Annotated in this window: 16 protein-coding genes; 4 read left to right on the top strand and 12 right to left on the bottom strand. The window is 51.7% G+C overall.

The genetic code is table 11. From position 1 onward, the window contains the following. Positions 1–115: 115 nt before the first annotated feature. Entirely contained in the window at positions 116–1,192 is a 1,077-nt protein-coding gene (gene metA / locus NOC_RS14345) for a homoserine O-succinyltransferase MetA (RefSeq protein ID WP_002813221.1), read from the bottom strand. Positions 1,193–1,230: 38 nt separating this feature from the next. Continuing rightward, positions 1,231–2,076 carry a hypothetical protein gene (locus tag NOC_RS14340; RefSeq protein ID WP_011331038.1) on the bottom strand — a complete coding sequence of 282 codons (846 nt, stop codon included), beginning with the start codon at positions 2,074–2,076 and terminating at the stop codon, positions 1,231–1,233. Between the two features lie 217 nt (positions 2,077–2,293). Here NOC_RS14340 and NOC_RS14335 point away from each other — a divergent pair, with 217 nt between their 5' ends. Together NOC_RS14335 and NOC_RS14330 are read left to right on the top strand one after the other, a co-directional pair. Next, positions 2,294–2,803, top strand: a complete 510-nt coding sequence (locus tag NOC_RS14335; protein WP_011331037.1) for an ammonium transporter — start codon at positions 2,294–2,296, stop codon at positions 2,801–2,803. A 277-nt stretch (positions 2,804–3,080) separates the two neighbouring features. After that, complete coding sequence (locus NOC_RS14330) at positions 3,081–3,590, top strand: membrane protein (RefSeq protein ID WP_011331036.1); 510 nt, start codon at positions 3,081–3,083, stop codon at positions 3,588–3,590. 192 nt (positions 3,591–3,782) lie between these two features. Here NOC_RS14330 and NOC_RS14325 read toward each other — a convergent pair whose 3' ends face one another. The 5 genes from NOC_RS14325 to NOC_RS14305 form a co-directional block, all read right to left on the bottom strand. Then, entirely contained in the window at positions 3,783–5,390 is a 1,608-nt protein-coding gene (locus NOC_RS14325; RefSeq protein ID WP_002812602.1) for a glycerol-3-phosphate dehydrogenase/oxidase, read from the bottom strand. 17 nt (positions 5,391–5,407) lie between these two features. Next, complete coding sequence (gene glpK / locus NOC_RS14320) at positions 5,408–6,913, bottom strand: glycerol kinase GlpK (protein ID WP_002813660.1); 1,506 nt, start codon at positions 6,911–6,913, stop codon at positions 5,408–5,410. An 89-nt stretch (positions 6,914–7,002) separates the two neighbouring features. Next, a complete protein-coding gene (locus tag NOC_RS14315; RefSeq protein ID WP_002812020.1) occupies positions 7,003–8,076 on the bottom strand; it encodes a cytochrome-c peroxidase in 1,074 nt (357 codons plus the stop codon). A 229-nt stretch (positions 8,077–8,305) separates the two neighbouring features. Continuing rightward, a complete protein-coding gene (locus NOC_RS14310) occupies positions 8,306–8,830 on the bottom strand; it encodes a cytochrome P460 family protein (protein ID WP_002814319.1) in 525 nt (174 codons plus the stop codon). A 168-nt stretch (positions 8,831–8,998) separates the two neighbouring features. Then, positions 8,999–9,484, bottom strand: coding sequence for a CIA30 family protein (locus tag NOC_RS14305; protein ID WP_244859980.1), 486 nt, complete (start codon positions 9,482–9,484; stop codon positions 8,999–9,001). Positions 9,485–9,695: 211 nt separating this feature from the next. Between NOC_RS14305 and NOC_RS17035 the strand changes: the two genes are divergently transcribed. Then, positions 9,696–9,905: a DUF3565 domain-containing protein gene (locus tag NOC_RS17035; RefSeq protein WP_002813508.1), complete on the top strand. Its 210-nt coding sequence runs from the start codon at positions 9,696–9,698 to the stop codon at positions 9,903–9,905. Positions 9,906–10,104: 199 nt separating this feature from the next. Beyond that, the gene (locus tag NOC_RS14300) at positions 10,105–11,322 is read left to right on the top strand and encodes a hypothetical protein (RefSeq protein ID WP_002813102.1); all 1,218 of its coding nucleotides are present in this window, start codon (positions 10,105–10,107) and stop codon (positions 11,320–11,322) included. Here the strand turns inward: NOC_RS14300 and NOC_RS14295 are convergent. From NOC_RS14295 to NOC_RS14275, 5 genes are all read right to left on the bottom strand, one after another. Further along, positions 11,319–12,179 (bottom strand): nucleotidyltransferase domain-containing protein, encoded by an 861-nt coding sequence (locus NOC_RS14295; protein ID WP_002813149.1) that lies wholly within the window; start codon positions 12,177–12,179, stop codon positions 11,319–11,321. The genes NOC_RS14300 and NOC_RS14295 overlap by 4 nt on opposite strands. Before the next feature lie 507 nt (positions 12,180–12,686). Beyond that, positions 12,687–13,385, bottom strand: coding sequence for an SDR family oxidoreductase (locus NOC_RS14290; protein ID WP_002814169.1), 699 nt, complete (start codon positions 13,383–13,385; stop codon positions 12,687–12,689). A 173-nt stretch (positions 13,386–13,558) separates the two neighbouring features. Further along, positions 13,559–16,750 (bottom strand): type I restriction endonuclease subunit R, encoded by a 3,192-nt coding sequence (locus NOC_RS14285; RefSeq protein WP_002813903.1) that lies wholly within the window; start codon positions 16,748–16,750, stop codon positions 13,559–13,561. Next, on the bottom strand, positions 16,750–18,213 hold the full coding sequence (locus tag NOC_RS14280; RefSeq protein WP_002813381.1) for a restriction endonuclease subunit S: 1,464 nt from the start codon (positions 18,211–18,213) through the stop codon (positions 16,750–16,752). The genes NOC_RS14285 and NOC_RS14280 overlap by 1 nt, the downstream gene beginning before the upstream one ends. Beyond that, positions 18,210–20,195 (bottom strand): type I restriction-modification system subunit M, encoded by a 1,986-nt coding sequence (locus tag NOC_RS14275; RefSeq protein WP_002814222.1) that lies wholly within the window; start codon positions 20,193–20,195, stop codon positions 18,210–18,212. Before NOC_RS14275 ends, NOC_RS14280 begins: the two co-directional genes overlap by 4 nt. Between the last annotated feature and the right edge of the window lie 49 nt (positions 20,196–20,244).

The following is a 20,244-nucleotide window of genomic DNA, read 5'->3' as shown; positions in this document are numbered from 1 at the left end:
AGGATTAAGCCGACGCTTTAAGACGGAACGTTCCGTAGCAATCTCCCATCGCGTAGAAAGGTACCATTTTGGTGCTGGCTGGCGACTATTGCAGATAAAATACCCTTATCTTGCTTTAAGTGGGCCGCCGCAATCCTAATGGATCGTCTGGAGCGATATCTTCCATAAAGGGCCGCTTGCGGTCACTATGGGTAATTTGATAGACGTTGCCCATCCAGTTGTTAATGATAGCTTCAGCGGTGTCATGCCAGGTATTGTCCAGATAATCCACAATCAGAGGTTCTGGCAATTGGGGGAGAGGGAGATCCTTGTCCCGAGCTATGATTATCTGTTCTTGGTACTCTTCTAATATAGCCTGGATTTTCGGGGAAAAGTAATTCTCTGGAAAGGGGGGGTAGTTATCCCGTTGTCCAGAGGCAAAGCGTAGGATTTCCCGCTTGTATTCTTTTAGCAGGCTGATACTGTCATATTCCGGGTGTCCTTGGCAGAACACGATTCGAAACAGATCCTCGCTTACGGCTAAGTGGGCTCCGCCCTTTTCACTTTCCGCTAGGACATGAAGCCCTGCTGCTTCAAACTGGTCGCGGCTGATTTCGTTGAAACGGGAGTGGGGAACATCAAAGCGGGTATTCACTCCCCGTACCAGGGGATGGGAACGGTTGACTACCCGATGGGAATATACTCCCCACCGTTTGGAGGATAATCGCCGTCGTTTTTGGCCGTAGCGGAAATCAAGAACAGCATGGGTAGCGAGACAGGAACAGAGGGTAGAGGTCACGTTCTCGTAGGCCCAGCTAATGACTTTAATGAGCGGTTTCCAGAAAGGCTCTAGGGAGAGCTGGGGTTGCGTGACGTTGGCACCCGTAATGATCAGGGCGTCGAGCCCTTCTGCCTGAATCTGTTCAAAGGTTTGGTAGTAGCGTTCTACATAGTGGTTGGCTTCCAGGCTCCGCTGGATCTCCTTCAGAGTAAAGGGGTGGATGTAAAATTGAGCAATTTGGTTGCTCTCCCCAATGAGGCGAAAGAACTGACGTTCGGTTGCGGCCAGGGCAGCATCAGGCATCATATTAAGCAGGCCAATATGCATCTCGCGAATATCCTGGTGGAGCGCCACATCCCTTGGGATGACGGTTTCACCCTCTTCCCTGAGCCGTTCAAAAGCAGGTAAATCAGAATTAGCAACCAAAGGCATGGATCATCTATCCGTGTTTTGAGGTGATGATTAAAATTTTAAGGTTGTTTTGCTACTACAGTTTCCAGTAACTCCAGAAAACCTGTTTCGTCATTAACTTGAGCGAGTTGATCGGTGGACACTGTGTACCCATACTCATCGGCTATCGCCTGGTAGCGGGGGAGCCGAGAGTAAAAGAGACGGGGGAATATCCACCGGACGAACTCATCCGGTTCAATCAAAGCCACATAGGGTAAGTCGTGTTTTTCCCTATAGATGGCAAGCTGTTCATCCAGGAAAGATTCACGGTAATAGAGGGGTTTTGGCTCTTCTTCCGCTCGCTGGATAAGTTTCCGTTCATCTCTCTGTGTAGCCTTGATATAGAGGATGAGGGTGTGTTGATCTAGGGTTTGAAGCACCTCTGGGTCGTCTAGCTCAGAAATACTTCCGCCCGCATCGTTGACAAAATGTGGGTAATCATAGATTTGTTGCGCCCTGCGAATAAACACCGGCACATCTTTCATCGCTGCAATTTCCGCTTGCCGGTGCAATTCCTGGCGGCGCTTGAATTCTGTTAAGCCTAGTCCTCCCTGTTCAGGATTACCGAGCTTACCCAGGAAACTGGACACGGGCTTTAGGTTATCAACATTAATATTATTGCGAATGTAGATGGAGTCGGAATAGAGCAAATCCCTGAGAAAGGGAATCCCCATGACCTTCTGCTTAATGTTGTCCAGGATGGCCTCATCCAAATAGCGGGTTCCTACCCGGTAATCTCCAGAATAGTGAAACCAATGATGTTTGCGTAGCATATAAGCCAGACGCGTTTTACCTACACCGGACATCCCTAGGAGGGTAATGCGTCTGTTTTTCCAAGCTTTAAATTCTTTAACGCTAAGCTTCATAGAGGGCTGAGGCTGATAGGCTGAGTCTAGATATTGTACTCTAAACAAGGCATTAACATAAAAATGAGTTCTTTCTATTGGAAAGAGGACAGATATTAGTCTAAGTTTGCTTTAGAAGGAAGAGAACAAGGGCATACAGTATGACTAATGAGCCAAATTCCCAAAAAGCTGTTATCAGATTTTTTGTAACGAAGACAAGATAGAGAGGAAACTAAAGGTGAGAAGACTTTATTTTCTAATACCAGATGTGAAAAGTGCCGAAGAAATCGTTAAAGAGCTGTTATTGGCTCGGGTGGAAGCGCGGCATATCTATATTGTGGCTAAGGAAGGAACGCCCATGGGGGATCTGCCAGAGGCGGGATTGGCACAAAGAAGCGATTTTATTCCATCCCTTGAACGGGGGGTTGCGGTAGGAGGCGCTACCGGCGCCTTGGCGGGAATAGCGGCGGTTACTTTTCCGCCAGCAGGCGTGGTACTGGGGGGAGGTGCTATCTTGGCTACCGCCCTTGCGGGTGCGGGTATTGGGGGTTGGGCTTCGTCCATGATTGGCGTGGGTGGGACCAATTCGCAGATTGAGCAGTTTGAAGAAGCCATCAAAGGGGGAGAGCTTCTGATGATGGTGGATGTTCCTAAAGACCGAGTCGATGAGATTGATGAGTTGGTGAAAAAGCACCATCCCGAAGCAGAAATTAGCGGAACCGAGCCTACCATTCCGCCATTCCCCTAGAGGAGAAATTTTGTACTTTGGAAAATTGCATTGCCTGCTGGAAGGGATAAGCGCGACGTTGGGAACGTATTTCTACACGAATACTCTAATTTCTGAAATAAATATAAAGTCTCTATTTTACTTATGAGATAAAACTCAGTGAGATTTTAGAAAGTGCTGATAATTGGGTGGAGCTGAAAATAAGGCTTGGAATTAAGAGTGATTTTTACCATATCAATTTAAAGCAAAGCAATTACTTCATCTACTGATTGCGGATGTAGCAAGAAGGGAGAAGAACATGAGAAGACTTTATTTTCTAATACCAGATGTGAAAAGTGCCGAAGAAATCGTTAAAGAGCTGTTATTGGCTCGGGTGGAAGCGCGGCATATCTATATTGTGGCTAAGGAAGGAACGCCCATGGGGGATCTGCCAGAGGCGGGATTGGCACAAAGAAGCGATTTTATTCCATCCCTTGAACGGGGGGTTGCGGTAGGAGGCGCTACCGGCGCCTTGGCGGGAATAGCGGCGGTTACTTTTCCGCCAGCAGGCGTGGTACTGGGGGGAGGTGCTATCTTGGCTACCGCCCTTGCGGGTGCGGGTATTGGGGGTTGGGCTTCGTCCATGATTGGCGTGGGTGGGACCAATTCGCAGATTGAGCAGTTTGAAGAAGCCATCAAAGGGGGAGAGCTTCTGATGATGGTGGATGTTCCTAAAGACCGAGTCGATGAGATTGATGAGTTGGTGAAAAAGCACCATCCCGAAGCAGAAATTAGCGGAACCGAGCCTACCATTCCTGCGTTTCCCTGATATAAAGTAAAGGATGCGTCATTACAAATTTGCGTACTTGCTAAGAAAGAGCGATTAACCACCCTTCGGTGTAAGCGATAAAACCTTATGGTTGCAGCTTTATCGCTTACACCAGGGGGGGGAGAGAAAAGGTAAACTTTCAAAAGGCTTTTCTTAGGGATAAGATTATTTTTTTGTAAGCTTATTGCAACTTCAATTCTCCTGAAAATATTCAGCCAATTTTTCCTCGGCTTGTTTGCCAAATAGAATTTTACAGGCTTCCTTCAGCCCTGCTGATCTTTTAAGATTTTGCCGCCGCACCATCAATGCAATTTTGGAGCGCCGACGCAGAAAATCGTCTAGTTTGACAATCATTTCATTTCGCGCTGCTAGCTGCAGTTCACAGCGGAGATATTCCGCTCCCTTAATGAGCACCTCGGCCTGCTTAGGATCGGCTTGGATATTTGCTAACAAGCGGATAGCTTCCGATCCATACCTGCGCCACAGGCGGCAGGTCAATTTTTCTGCCGTCTCTAGTGAAGTATAGTTATCTAAGCCGATGGCTTCGGCCTGCTGCAGAAATGCTTTTTTTACTGCCTCTGGTGGCTCGCCAAAACAAGCGTGTTGAGGATGAGGGAGAGATATTCCTAGGGTTTGTATTAACCCGCAAACCTCCTCCCCCACATTGAGGCAATCCGTTAGTTTTCCCCCAAATATGCTGAGATGGGCGGTGTCTCTATTGGCGTCAATTTCATGTTTTCGGGAAAGCTCCAGCCAATCCTTTTTCCCAGAAGCGCCTGTTGCAACTACGAGGGGTCTGACTCCACAACGCTCGGCGATGATATCTTCTACTTGCAAGGGCTTTTTAAGGGCGAGTAGCCTATTGATATTATCCAGAATAAATTGACGGTCTTCGGTTGCGACGGTAGTCGTAGGCGCTTCTACGTGGGTGTCGGTGGTTCCGATACATGTTCTTGCTCCCATGGGAATGGCAAAAAATAAACGCCCGTCACTGGCAAAAAAGGCCAGCACTCGATGGTGAGGCGTGAGTTGATCGACGATTAGGTGTACTCCCTTGGAAAAGACATGCTGGTGAGGGGTTTTTTGGCCAGTCAGATGATTATGTTGATCCACAAAGGGACCGGTGGCATTGATCAAAACCTTAGATTTGATTTCGAATTCTTTACCGCTAATTTGATCCCTGGCCTGGGTTCTCCATATCTTATTAGCATCGCTTTTAGCGCCGAGGGATTCCACATAATTGGCCGCGATACCGCCACAGTTTAAAGCGGAGCGGATAAAATTGAAGACGAAGCGAGCATCGTTGTCATATAAATAAGCATCGGAATATTCAAATCCACCCTGGCTCCTTTCCCCATCGATAATGCTTTCTTCTTTTTTGATATCCTGTTGCGATAGGAGGCGGGGTGGTTGGGTAAATCCCTTGCCCATGAACCAATAGAGCCAGGCTCCTAGCCACGGGAGTAAACGGGGATATCTAAAGTGTTCAGGAATCGTGGCAAGGAAACGAATCTCTTTAACAGTAGAAGGATAATACTTCATTAACTTATTTCGAGACTGGCACAGTTCCCATACCAATCGGAAATCGTAAGTTTCTAAATATTTAATTCCACCCCAAATGAGATTAGAAGAGTGCTGGCTGGTAAAGCCCGCAAAATCCCCCTTGTCAATTAAGGCGACTTTAGCCCCTCTACCGGCGAGGGCAGCGGCGGAGGTTGCGCCATTAATCCCGCCACCGATAATCAAGGCATCGTAAGTGGCCTGGGACAGTTTTTCCAGATGGCGTTCTCGTAGTTTCATGGGTATCAAGCTACTCTTTATTCCTGGCTCCAGCCTTTAGCCCGTTCCACGGCCCTTTGCCATTGCTGATATAAGCGGGTACGCTCGGACTCAGGCATAGTGGGCTCATAGCGGTGGGCTAGCTGCCATTGGGCGGCCAACTCCTTGGGGCTGCGCCAAAAGCCAGTAGCCAGTCCCGCCAAGTACGCCGCGCCCAAGGCAGTAGTTTCGGTGATCTTCGGCACCTCTACTGGCACACCGAGGATATCCGCTTGAAATTGCATCAAAAAGGAATTGACTGAGGCGCCCCCGTCACAGCGTAGTACTTTTAATGAAATTCCCGAATCCCGTTCCATGGCCTCGACCACGTCCCGGGTTTGGTAGCCCATGCTTTCTAGCATCGCCCGTACCAGATGGGCTTTAGTCGTGCCGCGGGTAATTCCCAGCAGGGTGCCACGGGCATAGGGATCCCAGTGGGGCGCGCCCAGGCCAACGAGGGCCGGTACAAAATAGACTTCCTCGTTGGATTTCAGGGAGCGGGCCAGGGCTTCTGTTTCCGCGGCATCATCGATGATTCCCAGGCCATCCCGCAACCATTGAATGCCTGCTCCCGTGATAAAAATAGCGCCTTCCAAGGCATATTCCACAGGCTCCTCGCCGATCCCCCAAGCGATGCTGGTCAGAAGCTTTTCCTGACTTAAGATAGACTCCTTCCCTGCATTCATCAGGACGAAGGAACCCGTTCCATAGGTGTTTTTGGCCAGCCCTTTTTTGTGGCAAGCCTGGCCGAAAAGGGCAGCTTGTTGATCTCCCGCGATTCCGGCAATAGGAATACCGCCGGTGCTGAGAAAGGCTTGGGGCGTGGTTTCTCCATAGATATGGGCAGAGGGTTTGACTTCAGGCAATAGAGAGGGAGGAATATGGAGTATGCGCAAGATTTCCTCATCCCATTGCAGGTCGTGGATGTTATAGAGCAGCGTCCGGCTGGCATTGGAGTAATCGGTAATATGGATTTTGCCCCCGGTGAGTTTCCAGACAAGCCAGGAATCGATGGTGCCAAAGGCGATCTCACCGGTTTCTGCCCGTTGTCTGAGTCCCTCTACCCGGTCGAGGAGCCATTTGACTTTGGTGCCGGAGAAATAGGGATCGATGACAAGCCCGGTTTTATGCCGGAAAATTTGTTCTAAACCCTTCGCTTTGAGTTCTTTACAGAGCGGCGCGGTACGCCTATCCTGCCAGACGATAGCTTTTGCTACGGGCTCTCCCGTGCTTCGGTCCCACATCACTACCGTTTCTCGTTGGTTTGTAATACCGATTGCCGCCAGATTGTGGGCTTCCAGATGAGCTTCCTGCAAGGCGCTGGCGATTACCTTTTGGGTGATGGACCAGATTTCATTGGGGTCGTGTTCTACCCATCCTGGCTGAGGATAATGCTGGGTAAATTCTGAATAGGCTCGGCCTTGAATACGACCTTCCCGATTAAAAATCAAACCAGTAATGCCGGTAGTGCCGGCATCAATAGACAATATGTAATTTGCCGTCATTTCACTTCACTCCTCCTAATGGGTCTAGGATGAATGCCTTTTCTTCCGGGGAAGATGCCCTTAAAAGATCATTCAGTTGTAACATTTTCTTAGGGAAGAGCGTTGAAAGCTTTGGGGGGTAATAAAGGTGCTTGCTGAAAGTCCGCTGGTAACTCTCCGGTAAGGCTATTCAGAAAAACCATGATAGCTTTAATTTGCTGCTGGCTCAGAGTCTTGCCGAGTTGCACCTGGGCCATTATCCGGATCGCTTTCGGTAAGGTGGTCACGGAACCATCGTGGAAATAAGGCGGAGTCATGGCTACGTTCCGCAAGCTGGGCACTTTGAAGACATACTTATCGGTTTGATTTTGGGTGATGCTGTAGCGGCCTTCATCCACTACCTCGCTACCCGTTGCCTGCCAGTAATTTTTTTTAATGCCGAACTTACGCAGTGCCTGACCACCTACCCCTACGCCATTATGGCAAGCAATGCAGCCCGTTTTGATAAAGATACCAAGCCCTTTCTTAGCCTGAGGGCCAAGTGCTTCAGTATTTCCTTTCAGATAGTTATCGAAGGGGGAAGGACTCACTAAGGTCCGTTCATAGGCGCCAATAGCCTTGCCAAAATTCTCCAGGGTCAGTGGCTCGTTTGCCTCTGGAAAAGCGCTTTGAAATGCTGGGGTATACCCCAAGGCGCGCAGTTTGGCAAGCACGGCTTCTTCATTAGGATTACCAAAGCTTCCGTGCCCCAGGACCGATTTGGATGCCTGCTCCTCTACATTAGCCCGATCGCCGCGCCAATGTTGCCAGTCCTGTAAAGCGGCATTCAGGACCGTCGGGGCGTTTCGGGGGTTAACGCGATGTTCCACTCCGATACTGCGGGGCAGGGCATCGGTGCCATAGAGGGCTGGCCGATGGCAAGTGGCGCAACTTATCATCCCATCGGCAGAAAGGCGGGGGTCGAAAAATAACCGTTTACCCAAACTTACTCGCTCAGGAGGAGTCGGGAATTCTGCCGTCGCCATGGTCTCTGGCAGTGGTTTAAAAAACTGCTTTGCCTGTTCCAATAAAATTGGTTCCTTGCCTCCTTCAGCCCCCAGGGAAGCCACTACGGAAAAGAGACTTAAGGCAAGTAACAGGCGGTAGCAGAAAGCCTTTTCGTATGAATCATGAGAACGGAACATTTTTGTTTACCCTCTCTGTTATTCGGTAACAGGCATTATCTTTAATTTCTACTAATAGTCCTCTCCAGGAGCCGGGGATAGAGGCTCTGTTGTTAGCAAGGGCCGTTTTAGCCCTTTAGGAAGAAATAGTGGTTGGTAAGGAGAGAGGGGGGAGTTGTGTGGATTCCCCCTCTCCTGCCTAGGACTTTATACAATAAAATCGTAGTATTGCACCTACATCATGCCGTTTTTAATGCTCCTTCGCGTAGTCAGCCAATTTCTGGTAGGTGAATAGATAGTCCTGGTCTTTCAGAGGCGTATGACATTGGGCGCATGCTAAATCATTACTCTTAGGAGTGCCGTCGGGGTTATATACCGCGAACCCCCAATTACCTGCCCGGTGTTCCTGAGAATAATTTTCCTCCCAGTTATCTTTCTTCTCCATGACAGCTACCGCAGCGAGGGAATCGATTTCAAAGACACCGTTACTGCCTAGGATGGGCTTACCCTCAGCATTTGTTTTGGGTTTGTATATCTCCATGACAAGGACGGAGCCCGAGTTTGCGGTCTGCCCTTCCTTATGGCTAGAAATGGCAGTTTCATTGGCATAGAGTTTGGCAACCTGTTTCTGGTTCGCGCGATTCATAGTGGCGTAGCGAGTAAAGGATTGCTCATAGCCCTCGGGAAATTCGACGAATTCTGGATTCCCACCCCCATAGGCGTAAAGGGGAGATAAAACACAAACCATGGCAGCTAATTTCAAACGGTATTTCATATTTCTTCTCCTTTTGTTGCACTTAAATCGGGTTTTTCAGAAAATAACTTATTTAGGATATTGCTATCCGATAAACCCAATCGCCATTGTGCCAGATATTCAAATACAGTTTTTTATCTGGATTAAGCGGATTCCTGCTATATTCTTTTTGGTTGAAGTTATAAACGATTAATACGCTTTAATCGATTCAACCTCTAATTGGAAATCGCCTGCTTGTTTGTCGGCAATCATAAATCCCACCTGGTGAATTTTGCTCGGGTCCAGGGATTCCTTATCTTCCAGAATACGGCCCCGGTATGTAGGTATAAAATCAGAAAACGGTAGTTTTATAGTTACCCAAGCTTGGTTGGGTGCCCGGAATTTAGCCTGATAGGAGATTCCATCCAATTCATTGTCGGTACGCAGCCTAAAACGATATTGCTGACCGTCACCTCGAATACGGATGACGATGCCCGTGAGGGAAGATAAATCTAATTTTTCAACTGGCCAGCGCACTAACGTAAAACCCCCTCCGTTTTCTAAGGATATTCTTCCCTGGAAAACAGCGATCCCTGATGGGGTGATATGGAGATTACCTTTGGAAAGCCCCCCCATCACCCCATCATTGACTACCTGCCAGGAGTGGAGTTCATGATCGCCAAAATTAATAATCATTTGATTTTTCGCCAACGCGCTTATATTAGGTAATAGGATTAACGCGCTAAGTGTGATGAATTGGATAAGGGTTTTCATAATAGATGGTGTCCCTTTATAGTTTATCGTTATCTTAACATTCCTGGGGCTGGAAAATTATGAAAACATGGTATGTTAATGAAAATGGATGTAAAGGCTGTTTTCTCATTTAAAAATTCAGATATAGTTACCTATGAAGCGTAAAATAGTTGATTATCATCAAGATGAGCACGGCGACTGGGTAGCGGATCTGGAGTGTGGCCATGGCCAGCATGTTCGGCATCGACCCCCCTTCATCAATCGATCCTGGGTGGTGACTGCAGAAGGACGCCAGTCAATGGTGGGGCAAGTGCTCAACTGTGTTAAGTGTCAACGACCTTTCCCTGGCGGAAGAGGCTTGTAGCTGTACTCCCTCAATTTCTATAAGATCAACGCACGCCACATTGGGCATCAAAAACGGTTTTCCTGGCTTAACCGCCTACCGTTAGGCTGGCGCTTCCTCTCCGCTCTAAGCGGCAGAGCTTCCGCTGCCACCAGATTATATTCTTTAAGCGTAAGTATTTTTTATATTACCCGGAAGAGAGAGCAAGAGCTTTTAGCCCATGCCAACCCAAAAAGAGCAATTATTCACTGCCTTAGAAGAGGCAGGAATCCCGCCTGTCCCCCATGAATTTTCGGTGGTGCCTCAGCACCAATTTATCTCCTCTAAGACGATGACGGAAATCAGTGACTTTATTGACGTTTTTGAACGGGTCACCACGCGGCCGGATTGGCAAAAAACCGTAACTGTCCTTGCTCCGGAGATCGCCCGGCGCCAGCGGGCTGAGGTTTGTTTTTTCAGCGCCTGGGATTTTCATTTGCCGCCGGATCAAGACTGGCAAGTGATCGAGTTCAATGATAATGGCTCGGGCCTTCTCTTCGCGGGTCTGATTAATGATCTTTACTACCAAATATTTAATCTATCCCAAGATACTTCCCTACAACCTCCTCCCACGTATACTGAATTGATAGGACAGATTATTCGTTATGTAAAGCAGGAAGCAAAAGGATTTTTCGAACACTGGCCTCAAGGGTTGTTCCTGATTCTGGAAGATGAGGAAGCGCTGCAAAAGGGAAAATTCCGCAAAGAATTAACCCTGCTACAGGATCTTTTTCATCACCAGGGCTGGAAGGCGGCAATCGCTTCTCCCGAGCAATTGCGCTGGGACGGGCAGCAGCTGCGCTGGGAAGGTCAGGAGATCTCTTTCATTGTAAACCGATCCACCGATTTTCTCTGGCAGGCAGAAATTTTTTCTCCTGTGCAGGCCGCCTATGAGGCGGGCCAGGTTTATGTGGCGCCTAATCCTTTTACCTACGCTACCCGCAGCGATAAGCGTTTGATGGAGCGGCTTTCCCTATCTAACTGGGATCAGGAATTGGGTATTCAACCTGAAGAGCGGGCGGTTCTCAGCGCCCATATCCCGGAAACCCATTGGCTACGGCCGGAAAATATCGAAGAACTTGCCCATAGAAAAGAAGAATTCATATTCAAGCCGGCCCAGGGGTTTGCGGCGAGAGGATTGCTGGCCAGCAGCCAGGTGGGGCGCTCGCGCCTGCGCCGCTTGCTTAAGGAAGGGGCAGGGTATGTGGCCCAGAAAAAAATTCTAAAAAACCGTTTGCGTGGAAAAAATTCTGAAAATAGTGAGTTATGGACAGATTTGCGGGTTTGGGCTTATCGAGGAGAAATTCTCTTGTTGTCAGGCCGGGCTTCGAGCCGCCCTGATAAGCTTGATTTATCGCCGCCCGGTGGCTGGCTTCCCACTTATGTTCGGCAAGATTAACGGCGTGGGTGAAGGGCGTTTTGGGGTGTTCTTAGAGACGGCCTGATATCTTTTCGCCACTGGATGAGTTGGGTTGTAAGGGAGCCCTCACCATATAAACGCATACGCTCAATATAGATTTCTAAGAAATTATGATAGAGCTCGATGAGTCCCTTATTAAGCTGTTCGGTGACAAGGCTGCTATCTTCAGGGAGGGAATGAAGTCTCCACTGGTATCCATAACCTACAAGCTCGGCATCATGACCGCTGAAATTGTCGATGTAGTATTGGCAAGAAATTTCATTGCCGGCTATTTCTCCTGTTCTTTCAAGGTAGATGAACCGGGCCGGAAAGAGGATGGTTTTAGTGACATACACCGTCCCTTTTTGGGTGATGCGCGCGCAGTCGAAAAACTCCTCTATTCTTTCCTTGTGGCCAAGAGAATTGAGGGCAAACTCGGCCCCAGAGATCTCCAGTTCTTTTTGGGTAGGTTTGATTAATTCACTTCGAATATCCGTGCCCGTTAAAAGTAATGCGTGGTCTATCAGATCAAGTCGATCAAAGGGGGGATAGCGGCCGGCATCAATAATACCGTTGATAGAGTCTACAGAACCCCAGAATATAGAGACCTTATTCTTTATTTCCGGATTGTTGTTGCTAGCCATAGATCGGCTTTTATCAATATTGGATTTATCGTCTTCTTGGAGCGGGCTAGCAAGGATAATTCCTATATCAATATCGCTGGCAACTTCACTAAAGCCACCTCTGGCTAGACTACCCATAAGATAGACGGCGATACATCTATTTTTAAAGATATCTTGTGCCACTAGTGCTACGTTATTGACTAACGATTTTACTGCTTGGTTGTCCGTTTTCACACCATCTCTCTTGCAATGGGGATTATCGTGCTATAGCCGAATTTGCAAAACAAAGGCTAAAAAATTGCAGGCGACTGTACCTGATAATAGGCTTAACTTATTTTATAATTCCTTTGCATAGGTTTCTTTTATCATCATCTTTAATGAGATTGCATCTTGAATTTTTATCGGTAATTAATGCAACGCAAAAGAATTTATAATCGTTATCTTTTATCAGGTAGCACTTAGAAAGTTGAGATGCAGATATTGCCTGACAGAAATGTTTGGTATCCATATCTTGAATGAGATTGCAGTTGGCTTTTACTGAGGTCACTATCAGATTAGCTAAAACTGCAAGCAACAAACCTAGATTTTTCACCGCCGGACAGTCAAGAATACGCTAAGATTTATTTGCGCTAACCATCGCAGCGGTGCGATTTTTTTATGATGGTTAGAGATAGCATTGAATCACCGGTCATCAGTCATCATAAAAGGGCAGGGTTATGCGTCCAGGAAACGCCTGCTTCATTACCAAGGAATTTCCTTGCTATCATAGGCGTAAAATCCTCCGCTCTGCTGGGGGGTAAGTTGCTCGATTACTTGACGCATGCCTGCTACGCTTTGCTGTGTCGTGATCAGCGCATTAGGTCCCCCCATATCGGTCTGTACCCAGCCTGGATGCAGCGCTGCGGCAAGGATACCTCGTGGCGCCAAATCAATGGAAAGACTTTTTACCACCATATTCAGGGCCGCTTTACTTGAGCGGTAAAGATAACAGCCACCGCTGGTATTCTCGGCAATACTGCCCATTTTGCTACTGATGCAAACAATCTTTTTTTGCTGGCTTTGGGCAATTTGACTGGCGAATGTTTCTGCCATTTTCAGCGGTGCTGTCGTGTTCACGCAAAAGGCGCGCAACCATGCCTGGTAATCGGTAGCGCCGAAACCGCCTCTGAAAGTATCAGCATAGATGCCTGCATTGTTGACCAGCAAATCAATTTTTTCTCCGGTGAGTTCCGCGGCTAGTCCCTCGATTTGATCAAAGTCAGCCACATCCAAGGTATGCAAACTGAGCGAACCGGGATGCTGCGCCGCGAGCTGCTTGAGTGCATCGGCCTTGCCAGGGTGGCGGCAACAAGCGAATACTCGCCAGCCCGTTTCGGCATATTGCTTGCTGAATTCCAGTCCAATACCCCGGTTAGTGCCGGTAATCAGTAGATTTGGCATGTAATAGCCCTCCTAGAGATATTTAAGGATAAAATTATTTTATAGTATTTTCTATTTAGGCGGATACCGTGGTGAGGGTATTTGAAAGACCAAGTTGGCGGACGTTCCCTGTCTCGCGGATCACGAAGGTTACGAGGCAATTCCCTGTATAGGGCTTGCGACTGCTCAGGCTGTTACGAAAAGCTCGTATGCTGAGTGAGCATTTTTAGGATGACCAGCGCAAAGTCTCGGCTCTTGGTTTTGTTGTCCAGCACTTCCAGGGACAGCTTTTCGTGGTCGGTCATGGCGTCCAGTACGGTATCCAGCACCCGCTTGGGAAACAGACCGTGCATGACCTGGTCCACTGAATGGCTATTAACCTGGGCCATCACATCCTCTTGGCGGCTGATACGCTGGGCGATACCGATGAGAAATTGCAATTGGTCCTCATCACTGACCTCGGCGCCAAAAATCTCATTCAGTGCCTCGATGATTTCCGACAGGCGTTTCTTTTCCGGGTCGTGGGGCTGGCCGCTGCCGATATCGCTGCCGGGCTTGAGGGTGTATTCCGCGGCCTCCTCATTCAACCGCAACTGCTGTTCGGCTCGCTTGCTCAGGCGGTAATGGGTTAGCTGCAGTTCACCGATATCTACCTCCTCCTGGAGGCGATCCACGCGCAGCAGCGGGTGCAGGTGCTTGGCGAACACACACAACTGTTCCAGCTCACGGTCCTCATAGGGCACGATCTGCGAGAGGAACTCATAGAGGCGCACAAAGCTCTGCAGGTTCTTGCGGAACAGGTCCAGTCGGTCGATCTGCTCACCGGCTTCCTTGAGCACGTGCTCGGCCTTCTTTAGGCCGGTATTATCACCATTGACCTCGGCGGTGCGTTTGAAACCCAGCGCCTGCTGGCGGGAGTCCAGGCTGAAGGCATAGCGCCTGGCGAAGCGCTCGCGGGCCGGCTGGCAGTGATAGCTGAGTTTGCTGGCCACCGCCTTGGGATCGAAGAAGGCCAGCGCAAAGGCTTCAACCTCGTTCCAGTGATAAATGCCTTCCTCATCCAGCGTCCTCTGCAGGTCGTAGATAACCTGTGGATGGGTGACATCGGTCAGCTCGGCCCGGGTGTAGTAGGGCAAAAAAGCATCGAGGATATCCTGTGGCTCGTTGAAGAAGTCAAGGATAAAGGTCTGTTTGCCCTCGCCGAACTTCCTGTTCAAGCGCGACAAGGTCTGCACGCAGTCCACCCCCCGCAGCTTCTTATCCACGTACATGGCGCACAGCTTGGGCTGATCGAAGCCGGTCTGGTACTTGTTGGCGGCGATGAGTACGTTGAAATCGTGGGTGTCAAAAGCCTCGGCCAGGTCGCGGCCATGGAGGTCCGCATTGAGCAGGCTGCTGGTCTCGGTGACTTCTTCCGGAATCACCTCATCAGGCAACACGCTGCCGGAAAACGCCACCAGCGGATGCACATCCCTGTAGCCCATCCGCCTGACATAGCTCTTTACCGCCAACTGGTAGCGCACCGCCTCCTGGCGGCCACTGGTCACCACCATGGCCTTGGCTTGGCCGTTCAATAGATGGCGGATGTTGGCGCGGAAGTGCTCGACGATGACCTCGACCTTCTGGCTAATATTATACGGATGCAGCCGCACCCAGCGCGCCAGCTTGATGCGCGCTTTCTTTGAGTCAACTTCCTCGTCTTCGCCTTCCGGGTGGGCGATCTTCCACGCGGTGCTGTAGCTGAGGTAGTTCTGCAGCACATCAAGAATAAAACCCTCCTCGATGGCCTGGCGCATGGAATACAGATGAAAAGCCTCGGGCTTGTTGTCGGCGCTGGGCGGCACGCTCGGCTCCGGCGGGCGGCCAAATAGCTCCAGGGTCTTGGCCTTGGGGGTGGCGGTAAAAGCGTAGTAGCTGATGCGTTCATTGGGCTGGCGGGCCTGTACAGCGGCATCGAGCAGGTCTTCGGCGCTGATCTCTTTCGGCTCTTGATGATCAGCGGCCGCTTGCTCGGAACTCAAGATAGCCTTGAGCTTGCTGGCCGAGGAGCCGGTTTGCGAAGAGTGGGCCTCGTCGGCGATGACCGCATAGCGGCCACTGGCCAGGTTGGGGTATTTATCCAGCACCTGGAACAGGGCCGGAAAGGTCTGAATGGTGACGATGATGATGCGGGTCTGCTCAGTCAGGGCCTCGGCCAGTTGCTGGGACTTGCTCTGGTTGCCGATATCTCGGGTGATGGGCCGCACCACGCCGTGGGCGTGCTCGAACTGGTAGATAGTGTTCTGTAACTGGCTGTCCAGCACCGTGCGGTCGGTTACCACGATCACCGAGTTGAACAGCTTCTGCCCCGCGTCGTCATACAGCGCGGCCAACTGGTGCGCCGTCCAGGCAATGGAGTTGGACTTGCCCGAGCCGGCGCTGTGCTGAATGAGGTAGCGCTTGCCTGGCCCTTCACTGCGGGTGGTTTCAATCAGCTGATTGACCACCTCCCACTGGTGATAGCGGGGGAAGATCATGGTCTCTTTGGTGCTGAGCTGGCCGTCAAAGCCCTCAACGGTTTTCTTCTCCAGGTGCAGAAAGCGCCCCAGCACCTTGAGCCAGGCAGCGGGCTGGAACAGCCGCTGCCACAGGTAACCGGTGGCGTACTGGCCGTCGTCCGCCGGCGGGGGATTACCGGCGCCGCCGTCTTCACTTCCAAGGTTGAAGGGCAGGAAGCAGGTGTCCTTGCCGGCCAGCCGGGTGGTCATGGCCACTTCGTCCTGGCTCACGGCAAAATGCACCAGCGCCCCGCGCTTGAAGGTGAGTAGGGGCTCGGGCTTGCGGCTCAGCGGGTCTTTGACCGGGCGGTCATGGCGGTACTGGCGCTTGGCGTTTTCCACCGACTGCTTAAACTGGCTTTTCAGCTCCAGGGTGGCGGTGGGCAGGCCGTTGACGAACAGCACCAGGTCCAGCCGCGGGTTGTAGCCGCCGCCCTGCCCCGTGGCGTCGCGGGCATGGGGCGAGTAGGCCACCTCCGGCACCACCCGCAGACGGTTACACTGGTAGCCCTTGAGCGTGTCCGGGTTCATGGCGTGGTCGGGCTTGAAGCTGCACAATTCCACCTTCACCGCCGGCACCTTGAAGCCGTGGCGCAGCACATCCAGGGTGCCGTGCTGCTCCAGCTCCCGCACCAGTTTCTGCACTAGGACGCTTTCCGGGTCATTGGGGTTGGCCTTGGCGAACTTGTCCCAGCGCTCCGGCCAGGCATCCTTGAAGTAGCCCAGGAAATCCTCGGTATACAGGGCGCTGGGACGGTCATAGCCCCTGGCCGTGCCCACCCGCCAGCCCTGAGCGGCGAGGGCGTTGATGATGTCCTGTTGGAATTGAGCTTCCCTGCTATCCGCCATTACACGGCCTCGTTTTCCAATTCGGGAGATGGCGCGCTGGCCGGCGGCTGCCAACCGCGCACGTCGATTTTTCCGGTGACGGCGGCGGAGATCAGGGCGGAGCGGCGTTCTTTCAGGAGTTCAATGCCAACGTTTGCCTCTTCGACCAATTTGTCCACGCGGGCGGTTTCGTGGTCGAGGAAATGGGCAATTTGGGTTTGCTCGTGGCGTTCGGGAACGGCTACCGTGAAACCATTTATGACTTCACCTGGCACTCGTTTTAGACCGCCCGCGCCAATCATCGACGCAGTGCAAATTCCCATGTAGCCATCTTCTTGCAGCCGGTAGTAGAGAAATGATGCGTTAACGTCTGGGAACGGCCTTAATACGTTGATTTCACTCGACCCAAAACCCACACCATTTGTTAAACCATCAGCTATAGCGATGTTTCGATTCTCAAAACATGGTGTGACTTTCGCCTGCAGCACATCGCCATCTTCAAAGTAGGTGTAGCCAGAAATTACATCGGCAATGAATCGCTCCTCATCCAGTTGAATAACACCAGTCTTCAACTTCTCCATTGGAACGAAACTGCAAAGCTCATCCCGATCGCCGTGGTAGCCTGATTTCTTCGGGTTCAGCTCAGCCAGATGCTTCAGCGGCTTGGTAATCCAATGCGCCGGCACTTCGCCCAGCCACTCCACGCCGGAGTCTTTCATCGGCACGGTGGGGTCCAGGCCCTTGGTGACAGCGTGGGAGATGATGGCCTGGCGCTTTTCCTTGAGCAGTTCAATCAGACGCTGCTGCTCTTCAATCAGTGCGTCGATGCGGGCGGTTTCGTGGTCGAGGAAGCGGGCGATTTGGGTTTGTTCTTCAACAGGGGGAACCGGCAGCAAAATCTCGCCAATCAACGTAGCGTTCAGATTTGCAAGCCCAGTTGTTGAGTTTGATAGCAAGTTCAATTGCAACCTAACCAAGTCATTATTCATGACATACCAAGCTAGCTTGGGAATATACTTTTGGCCAAGCCTTAGCCTTTGCATGAAATTTCCATAGCAATAACCTAGTTTTGCCATGTCAACGTTTACCAACGTTGTTTTGCCGATGTGCAAAGCGCTGCCGCTGGATTTTGTTACAACCAAGTCACCCGCCTCAAGAACCGCAGAGGCATTTTCTTTGACGGTGAGGTGGCGGACGGCAGGATCGGTGACATTCCAGTTGCCATCAACGGTTTGATCGGTGGAGCGCAGGACAATCGTGTCACCTTCGCCTGCTGGGTCATCGCCCCACACGCCTCCTTCGTTATGGGTGAGCAGCCATTTGAACGGTTTGACCTCCCAGAAGCTTGGTACTTCACCAATCCAAACTACGTCTGAATTCTTGTACTCCCGATACTTCGGAATGCCACCCGCACTAGCCCCGCCCTGATCGGGCGATCCAGTCGCCGCTTGCGTAGCCAAATTCGTATCAACCAAACCCGTCATGCCGACAACTCCTCAATCATTTGCTTGATGCGATCAGTGCAGGCTTTCAGGTCCCGGTCGATTTCCTCCAGCGGGCGCGGCGGCTGGAATACGTAGAAGTGGCGGTTGAAGGGGATCTCGAAGCCGACGATGCCGACTTCGCCGTCCAGCGCATCACGCTTGCTCTCGTTGATCCAGGCGTCGGGCACGTGGGGGATGACTTCGCGCTGGAAGTAGTCGTACACGGATTCACCCAGGGGCACGTTCTCGTTGTCCCGCAGGCCGGTGTCCGGCTCGGGCTTGCCCTTGGTTGTGCAGATATCCGCCTTGGGGTCGCGCTTGCCGAGGCCGTTCAATAGGGCCTTTTGCTCCGGCGTACTGAGGCTGACACCGTGGGCGGTTAGGGTCTTTTTCAGGAGCTTGGCGAACTGCTCCCGGTTGCGATACAACGGGCTTGGGTCCATGGCTCCCAGGGCGTCGGCGAGTTGCTGGCGGGCGGTGTCATCCAGCTTCTGGATGGCTTTTTCCTGCAGCACGTTGTCAATGCGCTCGGCGCTGGCCTGGAAGTTGAGCCGCAGGGGGCGCTCGACGGTGATGCGGCGGTAGCCGAAGGCGTTGATGGGGAAGATTTTGCTCTGGGGGGTTTCCTCGAAGGCGCCGTAGAGGCATACCAGCTCGTTGATCTGCTCGGCGGTGACGTACTGGCGCTTGCTGCCCAGGGATTTGCGCATCTTGGCAAAGTGCTGGCTGCCGTCGATGAGCTGCACCTTGCCCCTGCGCTCGGCGGGCTTGTGGTTGGACAGTAGCCACACATAGGTGGCGATGCCGGTGTTGTAGAACATGTCGGTGGGCAGGGCGACGATGGCCTCGACCAGATCGTGCTGCAGCAGGTAGCGGCGGATCTCGGATTCGCCGGAGCCAGCGCCGCCGGTGAACAGGGGCGAGCCGTTCAAGATAATACCGATGCGCGAACCGCCGTCGCGAGGATCGCGCATTTTGCTGACCAGGTGCAGCAGGAACAGCAATGAGCCGTCGGACACCCGTGGCAGGCCGGGGCCGAAGCGGCCGTTGAAGCCCTTGTGCTTGTGCTCGCCGGTGATCTGCTTCTGGACCTTTTTCCATTCCACGCCGAAGGGTGGATTGGAGAGCATGAAGTCGAAGCGGTGTTCCGGGCCGGTTAGCTGGTCGTTGGACAGGGTGTTGCCCAGCTTGATATTGGCCACATCCTGGCCCTTGATTAGCATGTCGGCCTTGCAGATGGCGTAGGACTCGGGGTTGAGCTCCTGGCCGTGGAGGGATACCGAGACCTTTTCGCTGATGGACTGGATGTATTCGTCACCTTCGGAGAGAAAGCCGCCCGTGCCTGCGGTAGGGTCATAAATGGTGACGATGCGGTTGGGCGCCAGCTTGTCGTCCTGGCCGGTGATCACCAGCGAGGTGGTCAGGTGGACGATATCCCGCGGGGTGAAGTGCTCCCCGGCGGTTTCATTGGAGCTTTCAGCGAAGCGGCGTATCAACTCCTCGAAGATGATGCCCATGCCGAAGTTGCTGATGCGCGCCGGGCTGAGATCGGTGGCGGCGAAGCGTTGCACCACCTGGTACAGCAGGTTGGCGCTGCTAAGCTGCTGGACGAAGTTCTCGAACTCGAAATGCTCGAAGATTTCGCAAGCGTCGGTGCTGAAGGACTGCGCGTAGCTCATCAGGTCGGCGGCGGTCTGGGTGTCGGACAGGGTGCCCAGGGTCAGCGGCGAGGCGTTGAAGAATTGCAGATCACCGGCGGCGCGCCGCAGCAGCATCTCACGCACGTGGTCGGGCTTGTGCTGATGCACTGTCGCCTGCTGGACGACCTTGTCCTTGGTTGGCTCGAGCACGCACTCCATGCGCCGCAGCAGGGTGAACGGCAAAATGATGCGGCCATACTGGGACTGCTTGAAGTCACCGCGCAACAGATCGGCTATGGACCATAGGAAAGCAGCCGTCTGGGAATGATTCTCGGTGTTCATGGAACAACTCCAAGGTGAAAATACTATAACACCCCAGTCTAACCCGTCA

It is taken from the genome of Nitrosococcus oceani ATCC 19707, from assembly GCF_000012805.1.
Classification (GTDB): domain Bacteria; phylum Pseudomonadota; class Gammaproteobacteria; order Nitrosococcales; family Nitrosococcaceae; genus Nitrosococcus; species Nitrosococcus oceani.
This window is presented reverse-complemented; position numbering and strand designations above follow the sequence as displayed.